General features: G+C 35.2%; 16 protein-coding genes. All 16 read right to left on the bottom strand.

Going from position 1 to position 15206, the window contains the following annotated elements:
* Positions 1-304: 304 nt before the first annotated feature.
* Entirely contained in the window at positions 305-664 is a 360-nt protein-coding gene (locus tag Q7J63_RS03565; RefSeq protein WP_304884004.1) for a holo-ACP synthase, read from the bottom strand.
* Positions 661-1311 carry an acetyltransferase gene (locus Q7J63_RS03560; protein WP_304884003.1) on the bottom strand — a complete coding sequence of 217 codons (651 nt, stop codon included), beginning with the start codon at positions 1309-1311 and terminating at the stop codon, positions 661-663. Before Q7J63_RS03560 ends, Q7J63_RS03565 begins: the two co-directional genes overlap by 4 nt.
* Before the next feature lie 377 nt (positions 1312-1688).
* Entirely contained in the window at positions 1689-2339 is a 651-nt protein-coding gene (locus Q7J63_RS03555; RefSeq protein ID WP_304884002.1) for an acetyltransferase, read from the bottom strand.
* A gap of 68 nt (positions 2340-2407) precedes the next feature.
* Positions 2408-3178 carry an SDR family NAD(P)-dependent oxidoreductase gene (locus Q7J63_RS03550; protein ID WP_304884001.1) on the bottom strand — a complete coding sequence of 257 codons (771 nt, stop codon included), beginning with the start codon at positions 3176-3178 and terminating at the stop codon, positions 2408-2410.
* Between the two features lie 413 nt (positions 3179-3591).
* Complete coding sequence (locus Q7J63_RS03545; protein ID WP_304884000.1) at positions 3592-3969, bottom strand: GxxExxY protein; 378 nt, start codon at positions 3967-3969, stop codon at positions 3592-3594.
* 399 nt (positions 3970-4368) lie between these two features.
* Positions 4369-5427 carry a 3-oxoacyl-ACP synthase III family protein gene (locus tag Q7J63_RS03540; RefSeq protein ID WP_304883999.1) on the bottom strand — a complete coding sequence of 353 codons (1059 nt, stop codon included), beginning with the start codon at positions 5425-5427 and terminating at the stop codon, positions 4369-4371.
* Positions 5427-5654 (bottom strand): acyl carrier protein, encoded by a 228-nt coding sequence (locus tag Q7J63_RS03535; RefSeq protein WP_304883998.1) that lies wholly within the window; start codon positions 5652-5654, stop codon positions 5427-5429. Before Q7J63_RS03535 ends, Q7J63_RS03540 begins: the two co-directional genes overlap by 1 nt.
* A gap of 17 nt (positions 5655-5671) precedes the next feature.
* Complete coding sequence (locus Q7J63_RS03530; protein ID WP_304883997.1) at positions 5672-6319, bottom strand: sugar transferase; 648 nt, start codon at positions 6317-6319, stop codon at positions 5672-5674.
* A complete protein-coding gene (locus Q7J63_RS03525) occupies positions 6306-7454 on the bottom strand; it encodes a glycosyltransferase (protein WP_304883996.1) in 1149 nt (382 codons plus the stop codon). Before Q7J63_RS03525 ends, Q7J63_RS03530 begins: the two co-directional genes overlap by 14 nt.
* Positions 7455-7460: 6 nt before the next feature.
* Complete coding sequence (locus tag Q7J63_RS03520; RefSeq protein WP_304883995.1) at positions 7461-8615, bottom strand: glycosyltransferase family 4 protein; 1155 nt, start codon at positions 8613-8615, stop codon at positions 7461-7463.
* Positions 8616-8629: 14 nt separating this feature from the next.
* Positions 8630-9373, bottom strand: a complete 744-nt coding sequence (locus tag Q7J63_RS03515; RefSeq protein ID WP_304883994.1) for a hypothetical protein — start codon at positions 9371-9373, stop codon at positions 8630-8632.
* 216 nt (positions 9374-9589) lie between these two features.
* On the bottom strand, positions 9590-10702 hold the full coding sequence (locus tag Q7J63_RS03510; RefSeq protein WP_304883993.1) for a glycosyltransferase: 1113 nt from the start codon (positions 10700-10702) through the stop codon (positions 9590-9592).
* 3 nt (positions 10703-10705) lie between these two features.
* Positions 10706-11848 (bottom strand): hypothetical protein, encoded by a 1143-nt coding sequence (locus Q7J63_RS03505; protein ID WP_304883992.1) that lies wholly within the window; start codon positions 11846-11848, stop codon positions 10706-10708.
* Between the two features lie 245 nt (positions 11849-12093).
* Entirely contained in the window at positions 12094-12681 is a 588-nt protein-coding gene (locus tag Q7J63_RS03500) for a serine O-acetyltransferase (protein WP_304883991.1), read from the bottom strand.
* A 398-nt stretch (positions 12682-13079) separates the two neighbouring features.
* Positions 13080-14075, bottom strand: coding sequence for a RimK family alpha-L-glutamate ligase (locus tag Q7J63_RS03495; protein ID WP_304883990.1), 996 nt, complete (start codon positions 14073-14075; stop codon positions 13080-13082).
* Positions 14072-15199: a hypothetical protein gene (locus Q7J63_RS03490; protein WP_304883989.1), complete on the bottom strand. Its 1128-nt coding sequence runs from the start codon at positions 15197-15199 to the stop codon at positions 14072-14074. The genes Q7J63_RS03495 and Q7J63_RS03490 overlap by 4 nt, the downstream gene beginning before the upstream one ends.
* Positions 15200-15206 lie beyond the last annotated feature (7 nt).

Below are 15206 nucleotides of genomic sequence, written 5' to 3'. Positions count from 1 at the left end.
ATATTTTTAAATGGTTATTTTGTTTTTTTTATATCAGCGACCATCCGCCAAATCTGCGAGATAAGTATGCTATAAAGATGGAAAGCAGAAGACACTGAATGAGCAGATTAAAAAGTTTTTTTTTAAATCAATTTTTTTTTTATCAGCGACCATCTGCCAAATCTGCGTCATCAGCGTGCTATAAAGATGGGACGCGGATCGAGCAGATTAAAAAGGATATTTTTAAATCGTTTTTTTTGTTTTTTTTTATCTGCGACCATCCGCCAAATCTGCGTCATCAGCGTTCAATCATCATCTGCGTCTATTATTTTGTTTCGACCACACATAAAGCCGTAGCGTATTCCTTGGCATGCGAAATGCTGAGTGAAAAATTAAAGGCCTCTGATCTAAAAAGTTCATGATGAATGATCACTTCAAATTGCTGGGGATCCGGTTTGTAAATTTCAACTTCCTGCAGGCTGACATTCAGCTGAGTACTGATGGATTTAACGACGGCCTCTTTGGCACACCAAATTCCTGTAAGCGTTTCCCAAGGTTTATTTTTTGTGTTGGCATATTCCAATTCTGAATCAAAAAAAATCTTTGTCAACAGATTGGGTTTTTGCTCCCAAATTCTCCTGATCCTAGCGACGGATTCAATATCGGTCCCCACCCCAAGAATCATACTTTGATCATATTCACTTTTTCTTTGAAACGATGAAACACGACCTGCTCATCCCCTATATTCTTATCCAGAGTCATTCCTGCCATGATATTATTTCTGTTTCCGATCCTAATTCCCGGTATGGTTGCCGAATTAATGCCAAATAGATTCTCATCCCCAACATGCGTAAAGCCGGAAAAACAGACGTTTGGACTTAAAAAATTATACCTTCCAATTTTGCTGTCATGTCCTAAGCTTACTCTGCTATTTACCAAGCTGAAATCCCCCACGTAGGCATTAGGCCCAAGATTTACATTTGGGGCAATGACGACACCCTGACCAAATTTGGCAGACGATGAGATACTCGCCGTGGGATGGATATAAGTGAAAAACTTGGCCCCTCTCTCGAGAAAAAGCTCAACAATACTCTTCCTGTAATCCAGATTTGAGATGCCAATGATATAATGCACATCGGTAACTACTTCATGTTCCGAGATCGATCCCAGGTAGGAAAAGGTAAGTTCATAATGAAGGTAATTGTTGAAGTCGTCATCCAAATACCCTAAGATTTCCACCTCAGATGCATTGGAATTCAGCGCGTTGGAATATTTTAGATAATCCGTAATTTCAGCAGCATGTCCACCTGCACCAATGATGATTATTTTCATATCCAAAGAAATAAAGGAATTCCCAATGAAACCTTAAAATGAGTCAAAGAGTAAATAAAGTGGATTTGTGTGCAATTACCGAAAAGGCATGTGATCGGGAAAACAAGACGCATTCTCATTGTAAAGACAAAAAGGAATACAGTAAAAAATATGGGCTGAAAACTCATCAACAAAGCCTATTGCTTCAGTGCGCCAATAGAATTCCTTCGTTAAGGAAAATAGAAAGGTCAATTGTGCGAGTGTTGCCAGAAGATGCCTGTCCGCGTTCGCATTACCACCGTTGAAAGGACACTTCATGAAGATTTGGTGGATTTCAATAGGGTTGTGCAAGACATCAAAAAAATCGTTTGACAAGATGGATTCCTAGTCCCCAGTGATTATTCTTTGGGTAAGTTCACATTCTCCTTATTTCGATAAAACACAACTTCGTTGTCTCCTATATCCTTATCAAGAGTCATTCCTGCCATCACCTTGTTGTTATTTCCAATAGAAATTTCCGGAATCGTGGCGGAATTAATCCCAAACAAATTCTCATCGCCAACATGCGTAAAGGGGGAAAAACATACATTGGGGCTTAAAAAATTAAACTTTCCCATTGTACTGTCATGGCCTAATATAGCTCTGCTGTTGACCAAGCTATAATCACCCACATAGACCTTGGGACCTAAAATGACATTCGGGGCTATCACCACACCCTCCCCTATTCTGGCAGAGGAAGAGATGCTTGCCGTGGGATGGATATAAGAGGAAAAATTGGCGCCTTTTTCCAAAAAGAGCTCTACGAACTTTTTCCTATAGATAAGATTTGCAATGCCAATGATATAATGGGCTTCAGGGACTACTTGATGCTCACAAATACTTCCCAAATAAGGGAAAGGAAAGCCATAATGGACGTAATTGCTGAAGTCATCATCCAAGTAACCCAATATTTTTATTTGAAATTCAGCGGAATTTTGAGTGTTGGAATACTTGATGTAATCGGAAACTTCAGCAGCATGACCGCCTGCCCCGATGATAATAATCTGCATACCTACAAAGAAGTGATCGAAAAATTAGATAAAATTAAAATTGGTGCAAAGAGTAAATGAAAAGTGGCTTATCTGGCCAAATAGCCCCCATCAACAATCAGGTTGGTTCCTGTCACCCACCTGGAGGCTTCCGACAACAAAAATACGCTGGCATTGCCTACATCTGCAGCGCTTCCCAGCCCAAGTGGGTGTTGTTTCAATACCTCTCGCATGGCTTCTTCCTCTTTTCTGTAATGGGAACCCAGCGATAGCGGGGTATCCACCACCGCAGGTGAAACGGCATTGAAACGAATTCTTTTTTCGGCATATTCCAGGGCCAGGCTTTTGACCAAGGCCACCAATGCTGCTTTGGTCATCGCATAAAGGGACTTCCCCTTCTCACCTGCCTCACTCATCACCGAAGAGATCAGCACCACACTCATGCCCTCCGGGGACTTGATGCCTGGCTTGGTGATTAATTGGATCAATTGCACTGCTGAGAATACATTCAACTGAAAACAATCCAGCATCTGTTGGCTTTTCATAACTTTCAGTGGAATGGTTGGTGAAATCCCTGCCGCATGGACGAAACCTTGAATGGGTGCATGAGCTTTCAAAAAAGCTGTTAATTCTTCCTGCCATCCGCCTACCTGCTGCAAGTCAACCGAAAAATAAGCATGCCCAAGCCCATTGGCACAAAGCTGAACCGTTTCCTCCAAGCGTTCCACATTTCTACCCATCAGCAATACCTTCGCCCCCTGACCGGCACAGGCAATGGCTATCCCCTGCCCAATCCCCGAAGAAGCCCCCGTGATCAAGATGGTTTTGTCAATTAGCGAAAATGGATTCTTTGAGTTCAAAATTAATAACGTTTAAAGGTCGGAACGTGGATGATGGAACACAGATGACGCAGATCGAGCAGATTTACACAGATTTGATGGAACACAGATGACGCTGATTGAGCAGATTTTTTTTATTTTTTTAATCCTTTTTTTTTATCAGCGACCATCCGCCTAATCAGCGTCATCAGCGTGCTATAAAACGGAACACAGATGACGCAGATTGAGCAGATTTACACAGATTTGATGGAACACAGATGACGCAGATTGAGCAGATTTACACAGATTTTTTTTATCTATTTTTTTTATCAGCGCCCATCCGCCTAATCAGCGTTCCCTTTTTTTAATCCTTTTTTTGTTTAATCAGCGACCATCCGCCTAATCAGCGTCATCTGCGTTCCATTTTTTTTTAATCAGCACCCATCTGTATTCAATCATTTATTTGAGTATATCTTTCTTTTGAATTGGGGTTTTTTTCCGAAGTTGAGGAGCAAGCCTACTTCCTTATCCGTTGCTTTCAAGTAGTTTATCAATTGACATTCATGCTCTTCTACCAAGCCTTCCGCTGCTTTTATTTCGATAATGACCAGATCCTCTACGATTAAATCTGCATAATAATCTCCTACGTCAACACCGTCATAATACACCCTTATCCTTTTCTGTTTCTCTACCATATACCCAGCTTTTATCAATTCATAAAAAAGCGAATTCTCATACACCTTCTCCAAAAATCCATAGCCAAGCGTATTGTACACCTTATAAAAAGCCCTGATAATGCCCTCAGTCAAAGCCTCATGTTTATAATTCTCCATAAAAAATGTATTAATAGCTCAAAAACAATGTCAATGTACAAAAAGGAATGCAAATGATGGAACACAGATGACGCAGATTGAGCAGATTGAGCAGATTTACACAGATTTGACGGAACACAGATGACGCAGATTGAGCAGATTTACACAGATTTTTTTTTATTTTTTTAATCTTTTTTTTGTTTAATCAGCGACCATCCGCCTAATCAGCGTCATCAGCGTGCTATAAAACGGAACACAGATGACGCAGATTGAGCAGATTTACACAGATTTGATGGAACACAGATGACGCGGATCGAGCAGATTTACACAGATTTTTTTTTATTTTTTTAATCCTTTTTTTGTTTAATCAGCGACCATCCGCCTAATCAGCGTCATCAGCGTTCCATCGTCATCTGCGTTCTACAGCTCCACCAGGTCGCTCACTTTGCAGTCCTGAAGATCCATTACCGCGGAAGCCCAGGACATCCCAACCCCAAAACCACATAAAAGCAATTTCTTGGAACCCTCCAACTTCCCCTGCAACTGGCTCACAATTGTCAAAGGAATAGACACCGATGAGGTATTCCCAAACTCGTGGATACTAGAAGGCACCTTTTCTGAAGGCAATTTCATCTTCTTCGCCAGATACCCATTCATAAAAGCATTGGCCTGATGGAAAACAAAAAAATCGGGATCCTCTTTCGAGATCCCAGCGTACGCCATGATGTTTTTCAAATCGCCAGGAATTTCTTCCAACACAAAATTGAAGACCTCTGCACCATTCATCGTGCCATGTTCATCCGTCGAAATATTTCCATATTCATCAAGAACCTTCTCCTGTACTGACTCCTCAGAACTGGGAAATCGATACCCCCCGGATTTAATTTTAATCAGATCGCCCCTACTTCCATCAGAGTTCAGACTGAAATAGGATTTACCAAACTTTTCATTCTTCTCTATCAATGCCGCCACTCCGCCATCTCCAAACAGAAAAGCTACTCTTCTATCCTTGGGATAATAAGCCCTCGATCTCGTCTCTCCATCCAAAAGCAAGGCTTTTCGAATAGTTCCGTTTTGCACAAGTGCATACACCACCGACAAAGCATAGACAAAAGCCGAGCATCCCAAGCTTAAATCGAAAGCCATCGTTTGCTTAGATAAACCTAATCTATCCTGAAGCAGCACAGCCGTGGCAGGCATCCGGTAATCCGGCGTCTGGGAAACAAAAACCAAAAGATCAATTTCAGATTTATCTATTCCCAGATCAGCAATCAATCGCTCAGCCGCCGCCTGGCATAGATCCGAAGCACACATACCATCCGGAGCAAATCTCCGCTCCTCAATGCCTGTTTTATCTACAATATCAGCCACATCCGCAGCGGAAAAAAACTCCGTGTATTCCCGGTTGATGATTCTGTTTGCTGGAACAGCTGCAGCAATTCCGCGGATTCCGACCTGATCAAATGTCAGAAATGCCATTATGCAGGATGATTCTTAATCCAATCAAACAGCTCCTGAAGAGTATTGATCTCTTTGAAGTCATTCATTCTGATCACCGCCCCGAATTGATCATCCAATTCCGCAATCAGCGTAAGCTGGGAAAGGGAATCCCATTCGTCGAAATCTTTAAAATGATCTGACATTTCCAAGGATCTTTCTTCAATTTCCAAGGCCTCTTTTACAAGATTTATAAACTTACTTTCCATCGCTTAAATGTTATTTGTTAAATATTGTTGGTGTAATTCATGCGCTTCTTTTTCACCGTTTCAGACCCTTTAAACGCCAAAGTAGTCGCCTGTCCTTTCGAAGAAATACCATCTCTTATGATGACTTTTTTAAATGTCAGCCATAAAATCTTTAGATCTACCAAAAAAGATACATGGTCAACATACCAAACGTCATAGTGAAACTTTTGCTCCCAGGAGATCGCATTGCGGCCATTTACCTGGGCCCATCCCGTGATGCCGGGTTTTACTTCATGCCGCCTAGCCTGCTCGGGGCTGTAAAAAGCTAAATACCGTACCAGCAAAGGTCTTGGTCCAATCAAGCTCATCTCTCCTTTCAGGACATTGAGCAATTGGGGAAGTTCATCCAAAGAGATGGAACGTATAAATTTACCGATTGGAGTCAGCCGCTTCGAATCAGGTAGCAACTTGCCGTCTGCATCCTTTTTGTCATTCATGGTTTTAAATTTCATTAATTTAAAAACCTTCCGGTCTTTTCCGGGCCGCTCATGTACAAAGAATACTTGTCTGGATTGAAAGAAAAACAGCAATAAATAGAGTATAAAAATAACTGGCCAAAGGATCAAAAGCAGGAGGAATGATCCCAAAAAATCAATTGCGCTTTTTAAAATTTTAGGATAATTCATCTTTCACTTGGTCTTGTTTAAGATAAAGACTGTAAATCTTTTCCATTTCGTAAAGAGAATTACTCAATTCGAATTTTTTTGATTTCAAAATTGCCTCTTTGGACATATTACTTTTCATTTCTTCATTGAGATATAAGTCGAGAATATGATTTATAAAGCCTGAGCTATCATTTTGTGAGAACAAAAAACCATTTAAACCATGGTCTATCACTTCCAAATGACCCTTGTCTTGAGTGGCAACAATTGGAAGACCACACATCATCTCTTCCACTAAATTTAATCCTAAACCTTCTTGCCTACTTGCAGAAATTCCAATATCCGACATTTTGAAAACCTCATCTATGTCCTCCCTAAAACCTAAAAAAATGATGGTCTCATTTAATCCTAATTCACTAACCAATTTTTCCATGCCTGCTTTTAAGATACCTCGACCTGCAAATAAAATCTTAACATTGGGAAGGCTTTCGATAAGTTTACCAGCACTTTTAATGATAAACACATGATTTTTTCTGGGTATAAATTCGGCGGCATAAACCAAAATAAAATCCTGATCTGAAAAATTGTTTTTAGTTCGGATCTGAGTTTTAATATCCGAGTGAACTGGAAAAAATCTTTTTTGAGAAACCCCTACCCCAGGAATTTTAAATACTTTTGTTTGAACACTTTCTTCTCTTTTTATAATTTGATAATCTTCTTCATTAATGGTAATGATTGCATCGGTGTATTTACTCAAAAATAGTTCTATAGGGAAATAAGTAAACCAATAATGTATCGGACCTCCTTTGAAAAAATGAAAACCATGTGCGGTATATAAAATTTTTGTTCCTTTTAGCCTTGCGGTTCTCGCCGCAAGCCTGGTCAACACGGATGTCATTGGAGTATGACAATGAATCAAAAAATAATCATTTTCATCTATTAAAGTTTCTAAACATTTATAAGCCCTTGCGTGCCCATAGGAAAAAGGGTTTCTGATAAAAGGAACATTGTGCTTGAAATCAGTAAAAGGAATCTCCTCTTCACCACTACAAGCCACATGCGTTTCAAATCCCTGATTTTTAAACCACTGTAGATAAGGAAGATGAAATCGAATAATATGTTTGGCAATGGAAGCAGTAAATAAAATTTTTTTTTTCATTACTACTTATAAATTGAAATCGTGTTTAAACTGTTCGTAAAATTGCTTTCTTTTCCCATCTAATGTTTCACGTTTGAATTCTACCGCTTTTTTAAAATTCTCCACTGCCCATTGGCTCAAAATATTTTTGTCAATCTGTGTTAATACATTTTTGATATCATCCAAATTCCCAGCTTCAAATAATGCAGCCTCATTAATTAACTCAGGAATCCCTGCAATATTTGATCCCACAACAGGACATGCTCTACTCATAGCTTCAATCACTGCTCTGGGTAAGCCTTCTTGTTTACTTGGTTGAATGTATAAATCTATATCATCAATGAACCCAAAAACTTGATCATGGGATAATGAACCTAAAATTTGCACTTCGCTTTGGAGTTGGTTTTGGTCTACTAAATTTTGCAATTTATTGGAATTTCCTTGCCCTACTATTTTATAGATAAGCGTTTTCTTATTGCTTTTAGCTATCACATTAATCACATCTGCCTGCCCTTTATACGGAACATCTATTGCGGCCACAGTTCCCAAAACAAGTGGTTCTTGTATATTTTCGATTTTAAGCAATCGTTTCTTTAAAACAGTAGTGTCAATGTCTTTTAATACAACGTCTGAACAACCAATGGATTTGCCTTTGGTTGGGTATCTTTTTTGTAAAAATTCAGTGGTCACATAAATAACATGGGATGCATCTTTTAAAATAGCTTGGTATTTTTTTAATTTATAATTGGCTAATAATTTTCCTCTCCAATCATAATTCCAAAGTGCGTCATACACACAAGCCACCAATTCTATTAATATGGGCTTGTTTATGCTTTTAGCGTATGCAACAGCTATCGCACCTGCAGCGCTTGGAAGCCTTGCAACAATAATATCATGATTATCTACTCCATCTTTTATGATTTTAATTGCATTTCTTTTATAAGATAATTTTAATATTGATAAAAAATTAGGAATTTCAATAAATGAAAAGTTTTCATTTTTTATCAAACTATATTTATTTATCTCTGAATCAGATATTACTTTTAATCTCATAATATAAGTAATACTATCTCCTAAACTTAGATATCTTTGTCTTTGTGCATCACCCGCCTGAACACCATAATAATTATTATCATTATCAATTCTTAACGGTCCGTCATGAACAAAAAGAACTTTTTTCATTATGTTAAATATTTTTAAACTCTTGAATTATTTATTTTCTTTGAAATTTCAATTTCCTCTTTAATATCAAATATCCGTTGAAAACCAGATTTAATGAATTTAGCAGGTATTCCTCCAATAAGACTATATTTATCCACAGTAGAAAAATCTGTATTGCACACACTATTTGATGTTAATATAGTATTATCTCTAATAATAGTTCCCTTTTGAATAGTGCTCCTATTTCCTATCCAAACAAAATCACCGATTGTAATTTTACCTACCCTATCGTTTATTTTTCCATTTTCAACATTTCTTATATAATGAAAATTAGAATCTATAACTTGTGATTCCCAAGCTATCCTTACGGTGTTTCCTATTTTAATATAATTAGAGCAAATTATTTTTACGCTATGCCCTGTTGTAAGATTATTACCAATATCTAAAATTGCTTTCTTATCAACTCTTAAGATACATCCGACACCAATATTTACTTTACCTCTAAAAATTATTTCTCCATCTAATTTCAAAAATGATTTTTTACTAGCAAAGATGGTATCATCCCCACTAAAACCAATTGTTATCATCCCTGTTTTTGGTATTGTTTTTAAACTTATTTTCCCTGTTAAAGAGTAAAAAGATACATATCTGCTAACTATTATCGGAAATAAAATGGCTTGTTTAAATGGCAAAGTTTTAAAATTTAAGAACATAGTTTTTATTAAACCTATCCTTAAAAATCGTCTAAAATTTAATTGTTTAAATTTATTACTAATCATTTAATCTAATTTATAAATATCTACGAGGAATTATCTATTTGAATGTATCAAAATCAATTCGCCAATTTGATAGCATTATTGATTTAAAAATGACACCGTTGATCCAAAATAAGAATACCGATCGATAATCTCATCATAATAGTGTACGTCATAAAAAAACGGTTTGGTCCCTGTTTCCTGAAATAGGACCGTCGTGAACAAATAAAATTTTCATATTCAGTTTATCAAACAATTATAAAACTCCTTGAATCTCAACTCCTGAGAAAAATATTCTCTAGCCCAATTTTTCGTAATTTCTGTCAGTACACGATCCGTTTTTGCTCGAGCTCCCAGGATTAGGTTTACTGATTTTTCAACATCTAGAGGATCAATCAGATAAGGTTTTTGGGTTTCAGGCATAATCTCAACTATTGGCGGAATATTGGAAGCAACAAAAGGAAGCCCACATAGCATTGCTTCAATCAAGGCGTTGGGTTGTCCTTCGGTAAGTGATGGAAAATAAAACAAATTACTTGTGCTTAATATGTCAGCTACATCCTTTCTGAAACCCAGTAATTTTGCGTTTCCCTTAATCCCCATAGAATCCACTTCATCTTGAAGTTTTTCCGTATTTAGGCCACAGAAAATAAAGTAAATACTTTTATCTCTTTCGATTAATTCTTTTGCCACTTTCAACAATGTCTTGTGATTTTTAGCTGGATCTAGTCTTCCAGAGTGACAAATCACAAAAGCCTCTAAAGAAATACCAAGCTCAGCTCTAATGCTTGAATTTTTCGCATGAAAGTGAAAGTCATCCACGTTCATACCATTGTAAATGACTTTGAATCGTTCGTTTTTTTGCCAACTCGGAAAAAAAAAATTCAAAGATGCTTTTGAATTGGACAAAATTTGTGTGCTAGAAGTAAATACTAAGTTCTTAACCAAGCTGTTGTATAAATTTCTTAAGAATGTGACTTTAAAATGATCCTTTCCCTGTCGGTAAAAAGCGATTCGATTATTTATTTCAGCTTGTTTAGCAAGCCACATAGGAATGCCTGCAAAGTTGGCATTGAAATCACAGACCGTATCAAATTGTTCTTTTATAAATAGCTTGTAATACCACTTAAAACTTTTAGGATTAATATAACCTAATGGTTGAAAATAAATGGGCACTCCCAAGGCAACATAATTTTCAAACAAATCCCCCCTTTCCATATTCCTTACCAATACATAAGGATCAAGTAAGGCATCTTGTTTGATAAAACTTAAAAATCTTAAAAGGTAGGTTTCTATTCCTCCGGGATTAAGAGTAGGGATAATAAACAATACCTTATTTTTTTTTGTAACCATAATCTATTTGGATGCGCTGATCAAATCCCCCAATTCAACAGAGGTCATAAATTCTATATCAGGCCAACGCAATAACATTTTTTTCAATAATAGGTCGAGCTGGCCCAAACCTCTTTCCCTATTTTTGGGATCCAAAAAACCAATGTAATTCACTCTGTGCGAACTGATAACTGCCGGTTTATTCCAACGGAAAGCAATCTCAATATCTCCTAAGCAATCATTAACCCAATCTTTGTTTGGTCCATATTCCATGCTTGAAGGTTCAAAAAAACAGTTTCGAGTAATGTACCTTTGGCCTAAGCCATTCTTCTGTCCAAGGAAGCGGATATTGGTTTTATACTGCCCATCACCTAATGGCTCTATTTGTTTCTTTGCAGTATTGATATATTGGATTCCATATCGCTTAAGAACAACTTCAAGCTCATTATTAAAAGGCCCATTGGTAGGAACAAAATACTTGGAAGAATAACCAAAAAGCAGTTCAAACAATTCTAATCCTTCTTTCAGAACACTTTCCATATATACAATATCATCCTTCACATCTAAATCAAAAGCAGCCTGTACATCGGGTAATTTTATTGAATTGATACCTTTGCTAATCCCTGTTACCTGATGATCAAAGGCATTTAGAATTGACTGATTCCCCGACTTTAAAGCCCTCATCCATCTTTGGACATTTAGATGCTCTCTACCATGGAATACAGGAACCATCAACCTATTTTTAATTCCCTGTTGATATAATCCTAACACGCGATCATGAGAGTCATATCTATTTAAAGTTTCATTAAATGGTTCATAAAAATATTGGGTGAACCCACTTTCTTTTATTTTATCAAAATTAGGGTTAGCAACTATTTGAACTCCTGTAAAAACAGGAGATCTATCAGTTTTGTCCTTAAACCTACTTAATACAGCAAAAAGATTTTCAAGATCTTGATTACTTTCAAGGGCATCAAATTTTGTATAGTGACTTTCATCTACTGGAATGCCATCCTTGAGCAATTTATGATAAGCACTACGAGATGACATCCTAATACTTCCCCAATCGTCACTTTCAATTACAGCAATTTTTCGATTAGTTCGCCACCCAGGTACATTTGAAATATTTTTTTTGAGATGTTTTGCTATATTTTTTATATTAACCACTAATTTCCTTCGTTTAAGAATTAATAATAATCAAATTTATGTTTACCTATTGTTTAAATTATAAATATGATTGAATCGACTAAAGTTTAAAAACATATACTACAGCATAAACTTAATATGCTAATTATAAAAATGAAATAATTATATATAATGAAATCCGCGGAAAAACAAAAAAATTGATTTAACTAATAAAAAGGTAAATATTTGAATTAATAGAAAAAACAATCAGAATTAACAAGACAATATTATATATGCTTTATCATCCTCTTAACATCAATACTCTTTAGCACTTTAGCAGGAATTCCACCAATTAACATTCCTTCTTCCTTTACTGTTTTATTAACTGCTGCATTGGCAGCAATTACAGAATTATCAGCAATACTAATGGCCCCATATATTTTAGCTCCTGGGCCAATGTATACATTATTACCAATTATTGGAGCGCCTTCCACTCCTCCTGATTCCCCTATATTGGTACAAACGTGAATTCGACAATTTGAACCAATACTTGATCTAGGATTGACAACAATAGTACCATAATGCATAATAGCTAAACCTGGTCCAAATACATTCTCCGGTATGGAAAAATTCAATTTTAAAGAGAGGTTTTTAAACTTAACTTTATATATAAAATAAAGCATGGATCCAAATATAGATTTTTTACTCACCACATTTTTGTAATATTCGCATTTACGCAGTAGCCTTTGAAAACGCCATATATGATTTCTATTACAAAGCTCCATAAAATATTCCATTAAAGTAAATTTTTTTTTTCCAAGAGCAATTCTGTCACATTTCAAATAATATAAATAATCTTTTTTTGATTCAATCATTACTATAGGTTAATAAAATTAAATTATAAAACTTAGCCTAAATATTATCTAATAATACTAAATTCTAAAACTCTTTAAATCTCAGGTTTATAAGATTCGCATTGGTATTTCAGAGATTTAAGAATATAAATATTATATATTATTACAAGCTACATTTGACATATAAAAACAAAATTTCCGATTAAATGCTATTATTGTATGTAGTGTTAACAAAAATTAAAATAAAAAAGAATTTAAGGGGAGTGTCAACTGTTTATTTACAGATAACCTACAGATTAGTACTGGTAAATTAAAAAGATAATAATAAATATTTAAAGTTAATGAATTCAAAAATAATCATAAACAGATAAGAATAAAAAAATAACCTAAAGTGATAAAAAAAGATTATTAAAAAGTAACTATTTTAACAATAATTCAACCATAAAATCTTCCTTGTTAATTATACCCTCATACCAGTTCAATTTATTGTCCCAATACCCTGGACATTTACTTGAACCTTCTATTCCAAAGGCATAACTAATTTCAACTATAAGGGGCTGACCGTTATTAAATATAAAATCAAAGCCCACACATTGAAGTTTTAATGTATCCGCTACATTAAAAGCAATTTTAATTGCTTCTAAATTTATATCAGTATAGATAAATTCAGAACTTCCAGAAGCTCTAAAGTCACCCTCTCTAACTTTACGTTTTAATGCAAAAGCCTTATGACCAATCACAATTATTCTTGTATCTGAGTCTTGATCAGCAATAAAATCTTGAAAATAAACGTAACCAACCTCTTTCGATGCTAATCGCGAGTATTTAGGCGCACGAAATAATCTTATCAACCCCTTAATAACTTCCCAAAAAGGAATTTTTCCCATACGATTTTTTCTCCATCTTTCTTTAAGACTTTCCCAAGCATCATATTTGGAAAATCCATTGCCAAAGGCTTTTTGAATTATTTGTTTAGCATCTTTTTCATTTTGAACAAGTTGGACATTTAGTGAACCCGCTCCACCACGAAGTTTAAATACCTTGGGAAAAGTAGTTTCCTTCACCCAATCCAAGGCTACCTTCTTGTCAAAAAACACATAAGAAGGAACAATGGGCGCATTAATGCTTTCAAACATGTATTTTTGGGCTACTTTATCATCAAAATGCCAAGCCGAACGAAAATCAGGAAAGACTTTGAATCCTGTATGTTCTAAAGCAAACAAGATTTGCTTTGCAATTAAATTGTCTTTATGACTTCCATGATGGAAATGCCACATTAAACTATTACAACCTTTTAAATTATCAATCAAATCATTAGCGTAGCAATTGACTAGTTTAAAAGGAATATTATTCACTTCACAATAGGCTATCCATTGAGGATGAAAGCCTGATATACTGTTTTGTATAGCAATCATGGTTTCAAAATATCTACAACTAATTTATCACTAGATACAAATTCTACATCTGGCCATTGCTTTACGATTTTAGTTAGCAAATAATGAAAATAATCTAAATTTTCAATTCTGTTTTCTTCAAAAATACCACCAGCAAAATTAATTCTATGCATACTAATAATTGCAGGCTTCTTCATTAAAAAAGCATATTTAATTTTATTAAAACAATTATTAACTTCTATTTTTTTATTATGAACTAAGGAAAGTTCTAATTGATTGTTTCGAATCAGATCTACAAACTTCATATATTTCCTAGCTCCAAAAATTCTCCTCTTTATTATATTAGGAGTTAAAGGATTAGTTAATACTTTTAAACCTTGAATACCCTTAACGCCTGCAGAAACCAATTTAGGATCGTACTCAGTATTCCAAAGATAATTAGTAGGAATAATGGTACTTGATTTAAAGCCAAATATATCTTGAAAAGTATTGAGTCCCTCAAAATAAATATTCATTTTTTGTTCCATATCTTGAATATCGATGAACCTAGTAGCTGCTACATAATAATTTGGTTCTCTTTTATCTCCACCATTTTTAATCATTCCTGGCATATTATGTTTAAATCCCCACAAAACATCTTTATCATTTCTTTGAAGCGCATTCATAAAAAGACTGACATTTACATGTTCTCTTGCATGAAATTGAAACTGAATATAATCCATATCCATCCCAACCTTCCATAATTCGAAAGATTTAAGACAATCATTGTATTTTTTAAAGGTTTCAATGATAGATTCAGAATAATAGTCTCTAAATTTATTATCTTCAATTCTCTTGAAATCTGGATTTGCAATTACGCAATTAGCAGTCAAAATTGCTGGTTTGCCTTTGCTATCTTTAACAGAACTTAAAACTTCAAATAATTTATTTAAGTCTGTTCCAGTCAAAAGCGTATCATACTTCTCATATTCATTTAAATCAACTCTATATCCACAAGTTAGAGCTTTTTCATAAATTTCCCTTGAGGGCATACGAATACTTCCCCAGTCATCACTTTCAATAACAACAATTTTCCGATTGGTTTCCCATCCTCCATAATTAGTTAAAATAGATTTAATAAAGTGTGTTGGATTCGTAAAAAACATTTAAATT

This window comes from Rhodonellum sp. (assembly GCF_030656585.1).
GTDB lineage: Bacteria > Bacteroidota > Bacteroidia > Cytophagales > Cyclobacteriaceae > Rhodonellum > Rhodonellum psychrophilum.
The sequence above is the reverse complement of the archived record's forward strand: the minus strand, read 5'-3'. Positions and strand labels throughout refer to the sequence as shown.